Source organism: Kribbella sp. NPDC059898 (assembly GCF_042730855.1).
Classification (GTDB): Bacteria; Actinomycetota; Actinomycetes; order Propionibacteriales; family Kribbellaceae; genus Kribbella.
Window position 1 is genome coordinate 303485 of record NZ_JBHWKR010000006.1, and the last position, 14027, is coordinate 317511.

A 14027-nucleotide genomic window follows, 5' to 3' on the forward strand; every position below is an offset into this window, starting at 1 on the left:
TGCGTCTCACTCTTTCGGGTGAACCTGCCCTGAGGGGCCTTGGTTCCGTCGGCACGCGGTGCGAGGCTGTATCCATGGGCGTAGCGCAGCGCAACAGACGATGGTTGGTTCCGGTCACGGCGGTCGCCGTGGTGGCGGGAGTGGGGGCACTCGGTCCGGTGGTCGCGGACGCCTCGCCGAAGCTGCCCAGTATCACCGCGCAGGATCTGCTCACCAAGGTGCAGACCGCGAAGGTGGACGGCTTGAGTGGCACAGTCAGTTCGACAGCGGATCTGGGGCTCCCGGCGATCCCGGGGATGTCCGGCCGCGGCAGCAGCAGCCAGATCACCGAGATGCTCAGCGGGCAGCACACCGCGCGGGTCGCGTTCGCGACCCCGGACAAGGCCCGGGTGTCGGTGCTCGACAACCAGGCCGAGCGGGTCTGGACGACCGACGGCACGTCCGCCTGGGCGTACGACTCGGCCAAGCGTGAGGCGACCAAGCTGACGCTGCCCGCGCACCAGAACGGCAAGCCCGAGAAGGCGCCCGAGAAGACGACGCCGCAGAACTACAACCCGCAGGACGTGGCCAAGCAGTTCCTGGCCGCGATCGACCCGACCACCACGGTCCAGGTCAGCGGCACCGAGAAGGTCGCCGGCCGGGACGCGTACAAGCTGCGCCTGGTGCCGAAGACCGACAAGACGACGGTCGGCTCGGTGACGCTGGCGATCGACTCCAAGACGTGGGTCCCGCTGGACGTGACCGTGATGCCGCGCAGCGGTGGCAACCCGGCGGTCGAGCTGGGCTTCACCTCGGTCTCGTTCGACGTACCGTCCGCGAGCACGTTCACGTTCACCCCGCCGAAGGGTGTGAAGGTCACCGACGAGAAGGCGCCGGCCAAGATCGCGCCGAAGCAGATCGCGCCGAAGCAGGTCGAGCCGCCGCGGAAGGTGCTGCCGCGCAAGTCCGGTACGCCGGCTGACAAGCCGACCGTGATCGGGACCGGCTGGGACAGCGTCGTGATGCTGAAGGGCGGCGCGCAGACCGCCGGCCTGACCGGGAGCGGTCAGCTCGCGCAGCTGCTGGCGAAGGCGCCGACCGTGCAGGGCTCGTGGGGTAAGGGCAAGGTGCTGACCAGCAAGATGGTGAGCGTGCTGATCACCGATGACGGCCGGGTGTTCGCCGGTCTGGTCACGCCGGACACCCTGCAGGCTGCCGCGGCGAAAGCCCCGCGCTGAGCATGACGAGTGGCGCGCCGGTCGTCACCCACGGGTTGACCAAGCGGTTCCGTAGCGGCCAGGTCGCGGTGGACGCCGTCGACCTGGAGGTGCCGGCCGGCAGTGTGTTCGGCTTCCTCGGCCCGAACGGGTCGGGGAAGACCACCACGATCCGGATGTTGCTCGGGCTGATCGCGCCGACCTCCGGGTCGGTCGAGCTGCTCGGCGAGTCGATGCCGAAGGCGCACCTGCGGGTGCTGCCGCGGGTCGGCGCGCTGGTCGAGGGCCCGGCGTTCTACCCCTTCTGGACCGGTCAGGCGAACCTGCTGCGCTTCGACGCCGCGGACAGGACGGCAGACCCGAAGACCCGCAAGGCGCGCGCCGGGGAGGCGCTGGAGCGGGTCGGCCTGTCGAACGCGGCCGGCAAGAAGGTCCGCGCGTACTCGCTCGGCATGCGCCAGCGGCTGGCGATCGCGGTCGCGCTGATGCAGCGCCGCGAGCTGCTGGTGCTGGACGAGCCGACGAACGGCCTGGACCCGCAAGGCACCCGCGAGGTCCGGCACCTGATCCGCGAGCTGGCCCATGACGGTACGACGGTGTTCACGTCGACGCACCTGCTGGCCGAGGTCGAGCAGGTCTGTACGCACGCCGCGGTGATGAGCCGCGGCAAACTGCTCCGGCAGTCCACCGTGGCGGATCTCCGCGCGGAGCTCCGGCCGCGGCTGGTGGTCCGTACGCCGGATCTCACCCAGGCGGCGGACACGCTGCAGGGGCTCGGCGTCACGGACCTGAAGACCAACGAGGAGACCGTCGAGGGTGACCCCGGCGAGCTCCCGATCGAGAAGTTCGCGGCCGCACTGGTCGCGGCCGACGTACGGATCCACGGCTTCGGCCTGGAACGCCCGAGCCTGGAGGACGCGTTCGTGGCACTCACCGGGGAGGGCTTCGATGTCGCCGAGTGAAGCGGTCGCGGAGACCGTTGTCGTGCAACGGCCGAGCGCCGGGCGGCACACGCTCGCGTTGTTCCGGTCCGAGCTGCGGCTCGTGTTCGCCCGGACCCGCACGCAGGTCGGCCTCGGCGTGCTGGCCGCCGTACCGCTGCTGATCGGCATCGCGATCAAGATCGCCGACAGCAACGGTGGCACCGACGGGTTCCTCGGGCAGATCGCCGGCAACGGGCTGTTCCTGATCGTCGGCAGCCTCGGGCTGTCGATGCCGTTCTTCCTGCCGACCGCGGTAACGGTGATCTCGGGGGAGTCGCTGGCCGGCGAGGCCAGCCTCGGTACCCTCCGCAATCTCCTGGTCGCACCGGCCGGCCGGTCGCGGCTGCTCGCCGCGAAGATGGTCGCGCTGATCGTGTTCTGTTTCGCGGCGACGATGACGATCTGGATCTCCGGTTTCATCGTCGGGTTCATCCTGTTCCCGGTCGGCGACGTGCTGCTGCTGTCCGGTTCGACCGTCTCGCTCGGCGACGGCCTGCTCCGGGCGCTCGGGATCGCGGTCGTGATCGCGCTGTCGCTGCTCGGGCTGGCCGCGATCGGCCTGTTCGTGTCGTCGCTGACCTCGACGCCGCTGGCCGCGATGGCCGCGACGTTCGGCACGTTCGTCATCCTCGGGATCCTGACCGCGATCCCGCAGCTGCACGCGATCCACCCGTGGCTGCTGATCTACCGCTGGCAGTCGTTCGCCGACCTGCTCCGAGATCCGCCGTACTACCACGACATCCTCCGCAACCTGCTGCTGCAGGCCGGGTACGTCGTGGTCTTCTACGCGGCCGCCTGGGCAAGGATCACGAGCCGGGACATAACTTAGTGTCCCGCACACGGTGTAGGTCGGCGCTATCGGCGCCCAGGCACGCACCTCGCGGCACTTGGCCAGCGCCCACGATGCTCCGCATCGAGGCCACTGACCAAGCACCACGATGCACGCACCTGGACACCGCTATCGCTCGACCTACACCGTGTGCGGGACACTAGGCCCGGTGGAACCAGACCTCGTCGCCGTACTGCGTTGCCCGGTGTGTGCGGAACCGCTCGCACTGGCCGACCGTACGGCGCGCTGCCCGCGCGGGCATGCGTACGACCTGGCCAAGCAGGGGTACCTGAACCTGTTGCCCGCGGCCTCGAACGGGATCGAGGGCGACTCGGCCGCGATGGTCGGCGCGCGCACGGTCTTCCTCGGCACCGGGCACTACGCACCGATCCGGGACGCGCTGATCCTCGCGGCCGGGCTGGGCGAGGACGACCTGGTGGTCGAGGTCGGCGCCGGTACGGCGTACTACCTGTCCGGCGTCCTCGGCCTGTCCGGGCGCCGCCGCGGCATCGCCCTGGACGTGTCGAAGTACGCCGCCCGCCGGGCCGCGAAGGTCGATCCGCGGATCGCGTCCGTGGTGTGCGACGCGTGGCGGGAGCTGCCGCTCGTGGACGGGTCCGCGCAGCTGATGCTGAACGTGTTCGCGCCCCGTAACGCGCGGGAGATGGCGCGCGTCCTCGCACCGGACGGCCGGCTGCTGGTGGTTACGCCGAACCAGCGGCACCTCGCCGAACTGGTCGACGTACTCGGGATGGTCAGCGTCGACGAGGACAAAGAACGCCGCCTGGAGGACTCGCTGAACGGCGAGTTCACCCGCACCGACAGCGAGGTGGTCGAGGAGGTCATGTCGCTCGACCGGACAGCCGTGGAGCAGTTGGTGCTGATGACGCCGAGTGCCCGGCACCTGAACTACCGCGAACTGCTGCAGCGGATCGCGGTACTGCCGGAGCCCTCGGTCGTCACCTTGTCGGTCACGCTGTCGACCTGGCAGCCCTAGCTCAGGCCGCGTGGCCGATCAGCTCGCGGGCCACCACGGCGCCGTGCTTGTCGGCCTCGACGTGGGCCTCGGCCTCGGACACCTTGGAGGCGTCGATCAGCTCCTCCATGCCCGGGGTGACCGGGGCCAGGGTGAGCTCGGCGGCCGCGGTCCGGATGTTCATGCCGTACACGTCGCCGAAGATGCGCTCGAGGTACGGCGTGGCGTGGTCCCAGCCGTGCTTCGGCGTACCGGGGCCGTAGCCGCCGCCACGGGCCAGCGCGAAGATCGCCGGGCGTCCCTTCAGCTGGCCGCTGCCGCCCAGTTCGCGGTCGATCAGCAGCACGTCGATCCAGGTCTTGATGTTCTGCGCGATGCCGTAGTTGTAGAGCGGTACGGCGAGCAGGACGGCGTCGGCGTCCCGGATCTCGGCGGACAGTTCGGCGGCGATCGCCTGCGCGTCCGCGAGCGGCATCCGGTCGGCGTCCGCGGCCGGCTCCTGGCCGAGCTGGGCGGCGACCAGCGTCGGCCACAGGGTCGAGGGGAGCGGGTGCTGACCGACGTCACGCCGTACGACGACACCGTCCGGGTGCTCCGCCTTCCAGGCGGCCTCGGCGCTGTCCGCCAGCGCGCGGGACACCGAACCGTCCAGCCGGACGCTGGCGTCGACGCGTAGCAGGGTGCTCATAGGTTCTGTCTCCATCGAGTGTGAGGGGGGCCTCGTTTGGGCTGCTTCGAAGATAATCTGTGAAGCAGAACATATTCAAGTCAGAACGTATTCCGAGTGGCCTACACCACGTACGATGGGGACATGTCCAGTACTTCGCCCGACGTCGCCACCCGTGGTGCGCGAGGGGTCGCGCCCCAGAGCGCCGGTGGTGCGCCGGTCGAGGCCGATCTCGGCTGGGCGCTGGGCGTCGTCTTCCGGCAGTACGCGAAGGCGTCCGCGGCGGCCCTGGAGGGCCTGCCCGGTGGCCCGCGCGGGTATCAGGTGCTGGCGACGACCAGTTCCGAGGGCCCGAAGCGGCAGCTGGACCTGGCCGCGCAGCTCGGCGTCGACCGGACCGTGATGACCTACCTGCTCGACGACCTGGAGCGGGCCGGCCTGGTGCAGCGCCGCCCGGACCCGGCCGACCGCCGGGCGCGGCTGATCGCGCCGACCGAGCAGGGGTACGAGGTGATGTGCGACCTCGAGCGGCGGCTGCGGGCGACCGAGGACCAGCTGCTCGGCATCCTCGACGAGTCCGAGCGGGCCAGCTTCCGGATGCTGCTGCAGCGGCTCGCGATGAAGGCCAACGCCATCGACCCGCTGCACAACGCCTGCACCCTGGCCGAGGCCGACGACCCTGCCAAAACCTAGTGGAGCGGGACGAAGCCTGACTCGTACGCGCGGATCACGGCCTGCGTGCGGTCCCGGGCGTTCAGCTTGGAGAGCACGTTCGCGACGTGCGTCTTGACGGTCTGCAGGCCGAGGATCAGCTCGGCGGCGATCTCGGCGTTCGACAGCCCGCGCGCCATCAGCCGCAGCACCTCCTGCTCGCGCTCGGTCAGCTGGTACTCGTCGAGCCCGGTCGGCGCCGGTGTACCGGCGTGGGCGAGCGCGAGGGCGCGGATCGCCTCCGGGAACAGCAGTGACTCGCTGTGCGCGACCGTCCGGATCGCCGCGACGATGTCGTCCGGCGGCGTCCGCTTCAGCAGGAACCCGGACGCGCCCGCGCGGAGCGCGTCGTACACGTAGTCGTCGTTCTCGAACGTGGTGACGACCAGCACCCGCGGCGCCGGGTCGAGGCTGTCGAGCAACAGCCGGGTCGCCTGGATGCCGTCCACCGCGGGCATCCGGACGTCCATCAGCACCACGTCGGCCCCGGTACGGCGGACCAGCGGCAGCACCTCCGCGCCGTCGCCCGCCTCGCCGACGACCGTGAGGTCCGCCTCGGCGTTGATGATGGCGCGCAGCCCGCTGCGGATCAGCGGCTCGTCGTCGACGACGACCACGGACAGGTTCATCTCATCCCTTCGTCACGTTCACCGGCAGCCGTACGGCGAGCTTCCAGCCGGCGCCGTCGGGACGGCTGACCGGCCCGGCGTCGACGGTGCCGCGCAGTACGGCGACTCTTTCACGGATCCCGGCCAGGCCGCGGCCGCCGCCCGAATGGTCGGACCGCCCGCTGACCGGGTTCGCCACGATCAGCTCGAGCCCGGACCCGTCCAGGCAGATGGAGATCTGTACGGCGAGCTCGCCCGCCGGGCGGCCCGCGTGCCGGATCGCGTTGGTCAGGCCCTCCTGGACGATCCGGTACGCCTCCCGGGACACCGCCGCGGGCAGCTGCTCGAGGTCGCCGCGGTGCTCGACCTCGACAGTGATGCCGCCGGCCCGGGTCGCCTCGACCAGGCGGTCCAGGCCGCCGAGGGTGGCCTGCGGCGTCGTCCGCGAACCGGGACGGCGGTCGTCGCGGAGCAGCCCGAGGACGTGGTCGAGGTCCGCCAGCGCCGCCCGCGCGGACGTCTCCATCGCGGCCAGCGCGGTCTCGGCGAACTCCGGGTCGCTGGCCAGCACGCGCCGGGCGGCGGCCGCCTGGATGGTGACCAGACTGAGCGCGTGCCCGACGCTGTCGTGCAGCTCGCGGGCCAGACGGTTGCGCTCGGCAAGTGTCGCGGTCTGCTGCTCCAGCAGCTCGATGCGCTCCGCGGCGGTCGGGCCGAGGACGCGCGGCGCCAGGTAGGCGAGCAGGGCGCCGACCGCGGACGAGAGCAGGAACAGCCCGGCGAGGCTGCCGATCGCGGCCGCCGGCATCCACAGGTCGGTCCAGTTGCCACGGATCTGGTACGTCCAGCCGGGGACGACGTCGTGCGGGCCGGCGGAACGGAACGGGGCCGCCAGCCAGATCGCCCCGAAGCCGAACACAATCGTGCTGAGGATGCCGACCGCGCCACCGGCCACCAGGTGCAGGCAGAACCAGGCCGTCGTACGGCGGCGTTGCGCCCACGTCCGCGCCGGGCCGAGCGGCCGCTCCTCGAAGCGCACCGCGAGCAGCGACTCGACCGCGATGCCCTCCACCTCGCGGACCGCGGGCAGCAGACCGAGCACCAGCGGCGGCACCAGCCCGAGCACGACGTAGAGGGTGCCGGTGGCAACCTTCGGCAGCCCGAGGTCCGACACCACCGCACCGAGCGCGCTGTCGACCAGGATGAACGCCAGCACCAGCGCGGCGCCGAGCAGCAGGTAGACCCAGCGGAGGTACGTCGACGGACGCCACAGGCAACCGATCGCCTGCCACACCCACCGCGCCGTCGTACTCACTGTCACATCGTGTCAAAGCCAGTGGAGCGCCACCTCCCTCCCCGGAGTGAGCGCACGGGAAACCGGACGCCGACGTGGGCTGGGTCACCCGGAAAGTTGAGGGTTTACGCAAATTTGACGCAATGCCGCCGGGTTCGGTCCTCGCGGGCGTCGCGATCTGCTGCCCAGGCAGGTACGGTCTGTGGTCGGGGCGGGTGCCCGTCCGGTTACGGACAGGCATGGGGGAGCTCCAGGAACGGGTGGCCGGCAGGATGCGAGGACCCGGTGCGGCGGACGTTAAGTCCCCGTGAAGTCCGCGCGGACCGATTGACCACCTTTCTGCATTTGATGTTTGATCAAATATCGGGACGAGAGAGGTCGATATGAGGTTGAGGCGTTCCGTCATCGCCCTGATGGCGGTCCTGGGGCTCGCCGTGGTGAGTGCGTGTGGCGGCGGTGACGACAAGGCGTCGAGCGGCGGTGACAACGGCCTGCAGAAGGTCAGTTACCTGACGTCGTTCAACACCTTCGGTCGCGAGGCGTACGCGTACGTCGCGCTCGAGAAGGGCTATTTCAAGGACGCCGGTTTCGACGTCAAGATCTCGCCCGGCAGCGGGACCGTCGACGTGATGAAGCTGGTGGCCGGCGGACAGGCCGACTACGGCATCGGTGACTTCACCGCGTTCGCGATCACCCTGGCCAAGCAGAAGCTCCCGGTCACCTCGGTGGGCATGATCCACCAGCGGTCGATGGCGGCGATCATGACGCTGCAGGGTCTGGGCATCAACGGCCCGCAGGACATGCCGGGCAAGACCATCGGCGACCAGCCGGGCTCCACCAACACGGTGATGTTCCCGGTCTACGCGAAGGCTGTCGGGATCGACCCGAAGTCGGTCACCTTCCTGCCGTCGCCGCCGCCCGGGCTGCCGGCCCTGCTGGCGTCCGGCAAGGTGCAGGGCATCGGCCAGTTCGTGGTCGGCGAGCCGCTGATCGCGAAGGCGGACAACCAGCACCGCAAGGTGATCACGCTGCCGTACGGCGAGAAGCTCCCGGCACTGTACGGGAACACGATCATCACCCGCTCGGACCTGGCCAAGGACCACCCGGACCAGGTGAAGAAGTTCACCAACGCCCTGCTGAAGGGCCTGCAGGACACCGTGAACGACCCGGCCGGGGCGGCCGCGATCCTGAAGAAGTACGTGCCGAACACCGATCTGGACGTTGCCACCAAGGAACTCGAGATCATGAAGAAGTACGTGAAGCCGGACACCTTCAAGGGTCCGCTCGGTGAGGTCACGCAGGAGCGGGTGCAGACGATCATCTCGCAGCTCGAGGACGCGGGGGCGATCGGCAAGGGCTCGATCAAGCCCGACGACATCGTGACGATGAACCTGGCACCGAAGAGCTGACGACAGGAGTACTGGAACCGGATGATTCGCCTGGACGGTGTGGGGCAGGTCTTCGACGGACGCGAGGGCCGGGTGACCGCCCTGGAGGAGATCGACCTGCACGTTCGCGGCGGTGAGTTCGTCACGTTGATCGGCCGGTCCGGCTGTGGCAAGTCCACGCTGCTCCGGCTGATCGCGGGACTGCTGCCGCCGACGTCCGGTGCGGTCCAGGTGGCGGGGGAACCCGTCACCGGACCCCGCCGGGACGTCTCGTTCATGTTCCAGCGGCCGGCCCTGCTGCCGTGGCGGTCCGTGCTGTCGAACGTGATGCTGCCGGTGGAGATCGACAAGGGCGCCGGTACCAAGGCGGCGTACCTGAAGCGGGCCCACGAGCTGCTCGAGCTGGTGGGCCTGCAGGGGTTCGAACGGCGGCTGCCGCACGAGCTGTCCGGCGGCATGCAGCAGCGGGTGTCGCTGTGCCGGTCGCTGATCCGGGACCCGCAGGTGATGCTGATGGACGAGCCGTTCTCCGCGCTCGACGCGCTCACCCGGACAGAGCTGTCCGAGGAGCTGCAGCGGATCAAGATGGAGCTGTCCACCACGATCGTGTTCGTCACGCACTCGATCGAGGAGGCCGTCGTGCTCGCCGACCGGGTGGTGGTGCTGACGCCGCGCCCCGGCCGGATGCGGGAGGTCGTCGAGATCGGCATCCCGCGGCCGCGCAGCCTCGGCCAGAACGCGCACCTCACCGAGGTCGCGGAGATCAGCGGGCGGTTGCACGCGCTGCTTGCCGAAAAAGAAGTACAGGACGTGCGGCCGTGACGAACAGACCCTCCTGGCTGACCACCTCACCGGTCTCGGCCGTCGTACTGCCGATCGTCGGTCTGCTGGCCGCGATCGGGCTCTGGTGGGGCGCGACGGTCGTGTTCGCGATCCAGCCGTTCCTGCTGCCGAGCCCGTGGGCGGTGCTGCAGAAGTTCTTCGAGCAGCCCGGACAGCTGCTGTCCGAGACCGGTACGTCGCTGGCCGAGACGATCGAGGGCTTCCTGCTGGCGATCGTGATCGGCGTACCGATCGCGCTGGTGATCGTCCGCTCGGTGGTGCTCGAGCGGCTGGTGTACCCGCTGCTGCTGATGGTGAACGCGATCCCGAAGGTGGCGGTGGCGCCGCTGCTGGTGATCTGGATGGGCTTCGGGCAGTGGCCGAAGGTCGTGATGGTGCTGCTGCTGTGTTTCTTCCCGATCGTGATCTCGACCGCGGAGGGGATGAAGTCGACCCCGACCGAGCTGGTCGAGCTGATGCGGTCGCTGAACGCGAGCCGGGTGCAGGAGTTCTTCAAGCTCCGGCTGCGGTACGCGATGCCGCAGATCTTCACCGGGCTCAAGGTGGCGATCTCGCTCGCGGTGATCGGCTCGGTGATCTCCGAGTTCGTCGGTGCCACCAAGGGCCTGGGGTACGTCATCCAGCAGTCCGGCGCGAGCGCCGACACCACCCTGGCGTTCGCCGCGATCATGCTGCTGAGCGTGATGAGCATCGTCCTCTTCTACGGCCTGACTTTGCTGGAGCACCTGCTTCTGCCTTGGGCCCAGGAGAAGCGATGACGGCACAGGCTTCCGACGCGGACCGTAGGGTCCTGGTCCGGCCGGAGTGGCTCGAGGCCACCGTGGCGGCCGTGTTCAGCGCGCTCGGGTTCGAGTCCGCGGATGCCGGCGACATCGCGTCCGCGCTGGTGGAGGCGGACCTGCGCGGCGTCAGTTCGCACGGCGTGATGCTGGTCCCGATGTACGTCGAACGGCTGAACGCCGGCGGTGTCACCCGGGAGCGCGAGCTCGACGTCCTGTTCGACGCCGGCGCCGCGATGGTGGTGGACGCCCGCGGCGGCATGGGGCAGCTGACCAGCCCGCAGGCGATGAGCCACGCCGTGGAGCGCGCCGGGCGGTACGGGATCGGCATCGTGTCGGTGCGGAACGCGCACCACTTCGGCGCCGCGAGCCGCTGGGCGATGCAGGCCGGCGAAGCCGGGTGTATCGGTATCGCAATGTCGAACACGACCCCGCTGATGCCCGCTCCGGGCGGCGCGGAGCGGCTGGTCGGCAACAACCCGCTGGCGATCGCCGTACCGACCACGGCCGGCGTCGAGATCGTGCTGGACATGGCGTTGTCGGCGGTTGCCCTGGGCAAGATCCGGCTGGCCGCGTCGGCCGGGCGGACGATCCCGGACAGCTGGGCGACGGACCGCGACGGTACGCCGACCACCGACCCGGACGAGGCCGTCCTGGGCATGCTGCTGCCGGCCGCGGGCCACAAGGGCTTCGGGCTGGCGCTGATGATCGACGTGCTCACCGGCGTCCTCAGCGGCGGCGGCTGGGGCGACCAGGTCCGCCCGCTGTACCGCGAGCCGGACCGGCCGAACGACTGCGCGCACCTGTTCCTGGCGATCGACCCGGAGCTGATGGGCGGCGTCGAGGACTTCAAGCGCCGCTCGTCCGGGCTGGCGGCGCGGGTCCGCGGCAGTGCGACCGCGCCCGGAGTGAACCGGCTGTACCTGCCGGGGGAGATAGAGGCCGAACGCGCCGGGCAGCAACGGCGCAACGGCGTACTGATCGAGAGGTCGGGACTCGACGGGCTGCTCGCCGCTGCGCGCGCGGTCGGTGCCGTCGTACCGGCGGGAGGGGTGCTGGACTGATGCCGAAAACACAGGTTTCCACCGCGGCGCTGCGCAGCCCGAACGGGGTGTTCTCGCAGGCCACCACGGTCGAGGCGACCGGGCGGTTGGTGTTCGTCTCCGGGATGACCGCACGGACGCCGGACGGCGGTATCGCCGGCGTCGGGGACGTCCGGGAGCAGACCAGGCAGGTGTGCGAGAACGTGAAGGCGGCCGTCGAGGCGGCCGGCGGCACGCTCGCGGACGTCTGCCGGGTCGACGTGTATGTCCGCAACATGGAGGACTTCGCCAAGATCCACGAGGTCCGGGCGCAGTACTTCACCGAACCCTTGCCGGCCTCGACGATGGTCGAGGTCAGCAAGCTCGCCAATCCTGACTATCTGATCGAGATCAACGCGATCGCGGTGGTCTCATAACCGGGGGTGATGTTGTGCGCGGCGTCGAGTGGACCTGAGATGAGATATGTGATGGTCGAGCACGCCGGGGCGGTCGTCCCCGGCGTGCTCGAAGAGAACTCCGTAAAGTTGCTTGATGCAACGGATCTGACCGAGGTGATCGAGGCCACGGCCGCGGTTGTGGACGAGATCCCTTACCGGCAAGAGGATCTGCGGGCGCCGCTGCGGCGGTTCCGGCGGGACATCCTGTGCACGGGGTGGAACTACTGGGACCACTTCGAGGAGAGCAAGGGCAAGCGCGAGGGCCAGGACGTGGACCGGCCGTTGCACCCGACGTTCTTCACCAAAGGCCCGGACGTGGTGATCGGGCCGTACGACGACATCGCCTGGGACCCGGCGATCTCCGCCAAGTGGGACTACGAGGCCGAGGTCGCGCTGGTGATCGGCAAGACCGGCAAGAACATCCCCGTGGCCGAGGCGCTCGACCATGTCTGGGGCTACACGCTCGCGAACGACGTGTCGCAGCGGGACCTGCAGCGCGCGCACGGCGGGCAGTGGCTGAAGGGCAAGAGCATCGACGACACGATGCCGCTCGGCCCGTGGATCGTGACCGCCGACGAGCTGGGCGATCCGCAGGACATCCACCTGCAGTGCCTGGTGAACGACGAGGTACGCCAGGACGCGTCGACGCGGCAGATGGCGTTCGACGTGGCCACGCTGATCAGTGAGCTGTCGTTCGGTATGACGCTGCGCCCGGGTGACCTGTTGCTGACGGGTACGCCCGCCGGCATCGGCAACGCCCGTGAGCCGCAGGTATTCCTGCAGGACGGCGACGTGGTCGTCACGCGCTCCGACAAGCTGGGAGAGCTGCGGAACAAGGTGGCACGCGCATGAGTGGTCCGTTGGAGCTGCTGCCCGGTGGCGGCAAGGGCGGTCGTCGTACGCTCGCCGAGCATGCGGCCGCCGAGCTGCATCAGCTGATCCTGTCCGGTGAGCTGCCCAGCGGTACGCCGCTGCGCTTGGTGGAGCTGGCCAGCCGGCTGGAGATGAGCCAGATGCCCGTACGCGAAGGCCTTCGCCGGCTGGAGGCGCTCGGGCTGGTGGAGATCATCCCGCACCGTGGCGCGTGGGTCCGTGACCTGTCGCTGTCCGATCTGCGGGACACGCACGAGACCCGGCTGGCGTTGGAGAGTCTCGCCGTACGGGCCGCTGCTGCTCGTTTCACCGAAGAGGACCTGTCGAAGGCGGCTGCTGCGCTGGCCGAGCACTTGCGGTTGTCGCGTGCCGAGGACTCTGCGGGTGCCCGGGACGCGCATGCGGACTTCCACTTCACGATCTACCGCGCCAGCGGGTCGCAGTGGTTGCCGCGGGCAATCGAGCCGGTGTGGCAGAACAGCGAGCGTTACCGGTTCGGGAGCCGTCCTACGGCGTTCCTGATCGAGAAGAGCCGTCAGGAGCACCAGGCGATCCTGGACGCGTGCGTGGCGCGTGATCCGGACGCGGCTGAGCTGGCGTTGCGCAGTCACCTGGCTGGTGCGTTCCAGCGGATCACCGAAACCATGACGTCGAAGCAGAAGGACATGCCATGAAGGCGAGCTTCGACGCGACCGGTGAGGTCGTACTGATCACCGGCGGCGCCCAGGGCATCGGTGCTGCGCTGGCCAAGGCGGTGAACGCTGCCGGCGGTACGGCGGTCGTCCTTGATGTCACCGCACCACCTGAGGGCGTGGGTTTCCTGCAGGTGGACGTTGCCGACCGGTCTGCAGTAGTGGCGGCGGTCGATGAGGTGCTGGGGCTGCACGGGCGGATCGACGGGCTCGTAGCCGGGGCGGCCGTGCAGCCGCGGTCGACCGTGCTGGAGCTGGACGCGGCCGAGTGGACCAGGACACTGCAGGTGAACCTGGACGGCGTGGTGTGGGCGTGCCAGGCCGTCGTACCGCACATGGTCAAGCAGCAGGCCGGCTCGGTCGTGGTGTTCACGTCCGGGATGGCGTCCAGCGGGTACCCGGGCGCCGCGGCGTACGCGGCGAGCAAGGCGGCGCTGGTGGCGTTCGCGAAGACGCTGGCGGCGGAGGTGGCCGCGGACCGGGTCCGGGTGAACGTGGTCTCGCCGGGCGTGATCGACACCGAACAGTTCCGGGGAGCGAACGCCGGTGCGGACCGGGAGCACTGGCAGGACACCATAGGGATCGGCGACCCCGACGACGTGGTCGGGCCGTTGCTGTTCCTGCTGTCGGACGCCGCTGCCATGACCGGGTCGGTGTTGACCAGGGAACGTGCCTTTGCCAAGCTCACGAGCTTTGTGGAGTGAATCT

General features: G+C 69.7%; 16 protein-coding genes. 13 read left to right on the plus strand and 3 right to left on the minus strand.

Features of this window, described 5'->3' with window-relative positions:
- The first annotated feature begins 74 nt into the window (after window positions 1-74).
- The 4 genes from ACFV9C_RS21315 to ACFV9C_RS21330 all read left to right on the plus strand — a co-directional run bounded on the left by ACFV9C_RS21315 (window position 75) and on the right by ACFV9C_RS21330 (window position 4005).
- A complete protein-coding gene (locus ACFV9C_RS21315; protein WP_380195964.1) occupies window positions 75-1217 on the plus strand; it encodes an outer membrane lipoprotein carrier protein LolA in 1143 nt (380 codons plus the stop codon).
- Window positions 1218-1219: 2 nt separating this feature from the next.
- Window positions 1220-2158 carry an ATP-binding cassette domain-containing protein gene (locus ACFV9C_RS21320; protein WP_380195966.1) on the plus strand — a complete coding sequence of 313 codons (939 nt, stop codon included), beginning with the start codon at window positions 1220-1222 and terminating at the stop codon, window positions 2156-2158.
- Window positions 2145-3008 carry an ABC transporter permease gene (locus ACFV9C_RS21325; protein ID WP_380195968.1) on the plus strand — a complete coding sequence of 288 codons (864 nt, stop codon included), beginning with the start codon at window positions 2145-2147 and terminating at the stop codon, window positions 3006-3008. Before ACFV9C_RS21320 ends, ACFV9C_RS21325 begins: the two co-directional genes overlap by 14 nt.
- A gap of 169 nt (window positions 3009-3177) precedes the next feature.
- Window positions 3178-4005, plus strand: coding sequence for a putative RNA methyltransferase (locus ACFV9C_RS21330; protein WP_380195970.1), 828 nt, complete (start codon window positions 3178-3180; stop codon window positions 4003-4005).
- 1 nt (window position 4006) lies between these two features.
- Here the strand turns inward: ACFV9C_RS21330 and ACFV9C_RS21335 are convergent, their stop codons facing one another.
- Window positions 4007-4672 carry an FMN-dependent NADH-azoreductase gene (locus ACFV9C_RS21335; protein ID WP_380195971.1) on the minus strand — a complete coding sequence of 222 codons (666 nt, stop codon included), beginning with the start codon at window positions 4670-4672 and terminating at the stop codon, window positions 4007-4009.
- A gap of 123 nt (window positions 4673-4795) precedes the next feature.
- Here ACFV9C_RS21335 and ACFV9C_RS21340 point away from each other — a divergent pair, with 123 nt between their 5' ends.
- Window positions 4796-5344, plus strand: coding sequence for a MarR family winged helix-turn-helix transcriptional regulator (locus ACFV9C_RS21340; RefSeq protein ID WP_380195973.1), 549 nt, complete (start codon window positions 4796-4798; stop codon window positions 5342-5344).
- On the opposite strand, the gene ACFV9C_RS21345 is transcribed toward ACFV9C_RS21340, so the two are convergent.
- Complete coding sequence (locus ACFV9C_RS21345) at window positions 5341-5991, minus strand: response regulator (protein WP_380195975.1); 651 nt, start codon at window positions 5989-5991, stop codon at window positions 5341-5343. The genes ACFV9C_RS21340 and ACFV9C_RS21345 overlap by 4 nt on opposite strands.
- A gap of 1 nt (window position 5992) precedes the next feature.
- Complete coding sequence (locus tag ACFV9C_RS21350; protein ID WP_380195976.1) at window positions 5993-7285, minus strand: sensor histidine kinase; 1293 nt, start codon at window positions 7283-7285, stop codon at window positions 5993-5995.
- Window positions 7286-7647: 362 nt separating this feature from the next.
- Here ACFV9C_RS21350 and ACFV9C_RS21355 point away from each other — a divergent pair, with 362 nt between their 5' ends.
- The 8 genes from ACFV9C_RS21355 to ACFV9C_RS21390 are packed head-to-tail and all read left to right on the plus strand — an operon-like array spanning window position 7648 to window position 14023.
- The gene (locus tag ACFV9C_RS21355) at window positions 7648-8673 is read left to right on the plus strand and encodes an ABC transporter substrate-binding protein (protein WP_380195977.1); all 1026 of its coding nucleotides are present in this window, start codon (window positions 7648-7650) and stop codon (window positions 8671-8673) included.
- Window positions 8674-8694: 21 nt separating this feature from the next.
- Window positions 8695-9474, plus strand: coding sequence for an ABC transporter ATP-binding protein (locus tag ACFV9C_RS21360; protein ID WP_380195979.1), 780 nt, complete (start codon window positions 8695-8697; stop codon window positions 9472-9474).
- Window positions 9471-10253: an ABC transporter permease gene (locus ACFV9C_RS21365; protein ID WP_380195981.1), complete on the plus strand. Its 783-nt coding sequence runs from the start codon at window positions 9471-9473 to the stop codon at window positions 10251-10253. Before ACFV9C_RS21360 ends, ACFV9C_RS21365 begins: the two co-directional genes overlap by 4 nt.
- Window positions 10250-11338, plus strand: coding sequence for an Ldh family oxidoreductase (locus tag ACFV9C_RS21370; protein WP_380195982.1), 1089 nt, complete (start codon window positions 10250-10252; stop codon window positions 11336-11338). Before ACFV9C_RS21365 ends, ACFV9C_RS21370 begins: the two co-directional genes overlap by 4 nt.
- Window positions 11338-11733 carry a RidA family protein gene (locus tag ACFV9C_RS21375; RefSeq protein ID WP_380195983.1) on the plus strand — a complete coding sequence of 132 codons (396 nt, stop codon included), beginning with the start codon at window positions 11338-11340 and terminating at the stop codon, window positions 11731-11733. Before ACFV9C_RS21370 ends, ACFV9C_RS21375 begins: the two co-directional genes overlap by 1 nt.
- 39 nt (window positions 11734-11772) lie before the next feature.
- Window positions 11773-12606, plus strand: a complete 834-nt coding sequence (locus ACFV9C_RS21380) for a fumarylacetoacetate hydrolase family protein (protein WP_380195985.1) — start codon at window positions 11773-11775, stop codon at window positions 12604-12606.
- The gene (locus ACFV9C_RS21385; RefSeq protein ID WP_380195987.1) at window positions 12603-13301 is read left to right on the plus strand and encodes a GntR family transcriptional regulator; all 699 of its coding nucleotides are present in this window, start codon (window positions 12603-12605) and stop codon (window positions 13299-13301) included. The genes ACFV9C_RS21380 and ACFV9C_RS21385 overlap by 4 nt, the downstream gene beginning before the upstream one ends.
- The gene (locus tag ACFV9C_RS21390; RefSeq protein ID WP_380195989.1) at window positions 13298-14023 is read left to right on the plus strand and encodes an SDR family NAD(P)-dependent oxidoreductase; all 726 of its coding nucleotides are present in this window, start codon (window positions 13298-13300) and stop codon (window positions 14021-14023) included. Before ACFV9C_RS21385 ends, ACFV9C_RS21390 begins: the two co-directional genes overlap by 4 nt.
- The last annotated feature ends 4 nt before the right edge of the window (window positions 14024-14027 follow it).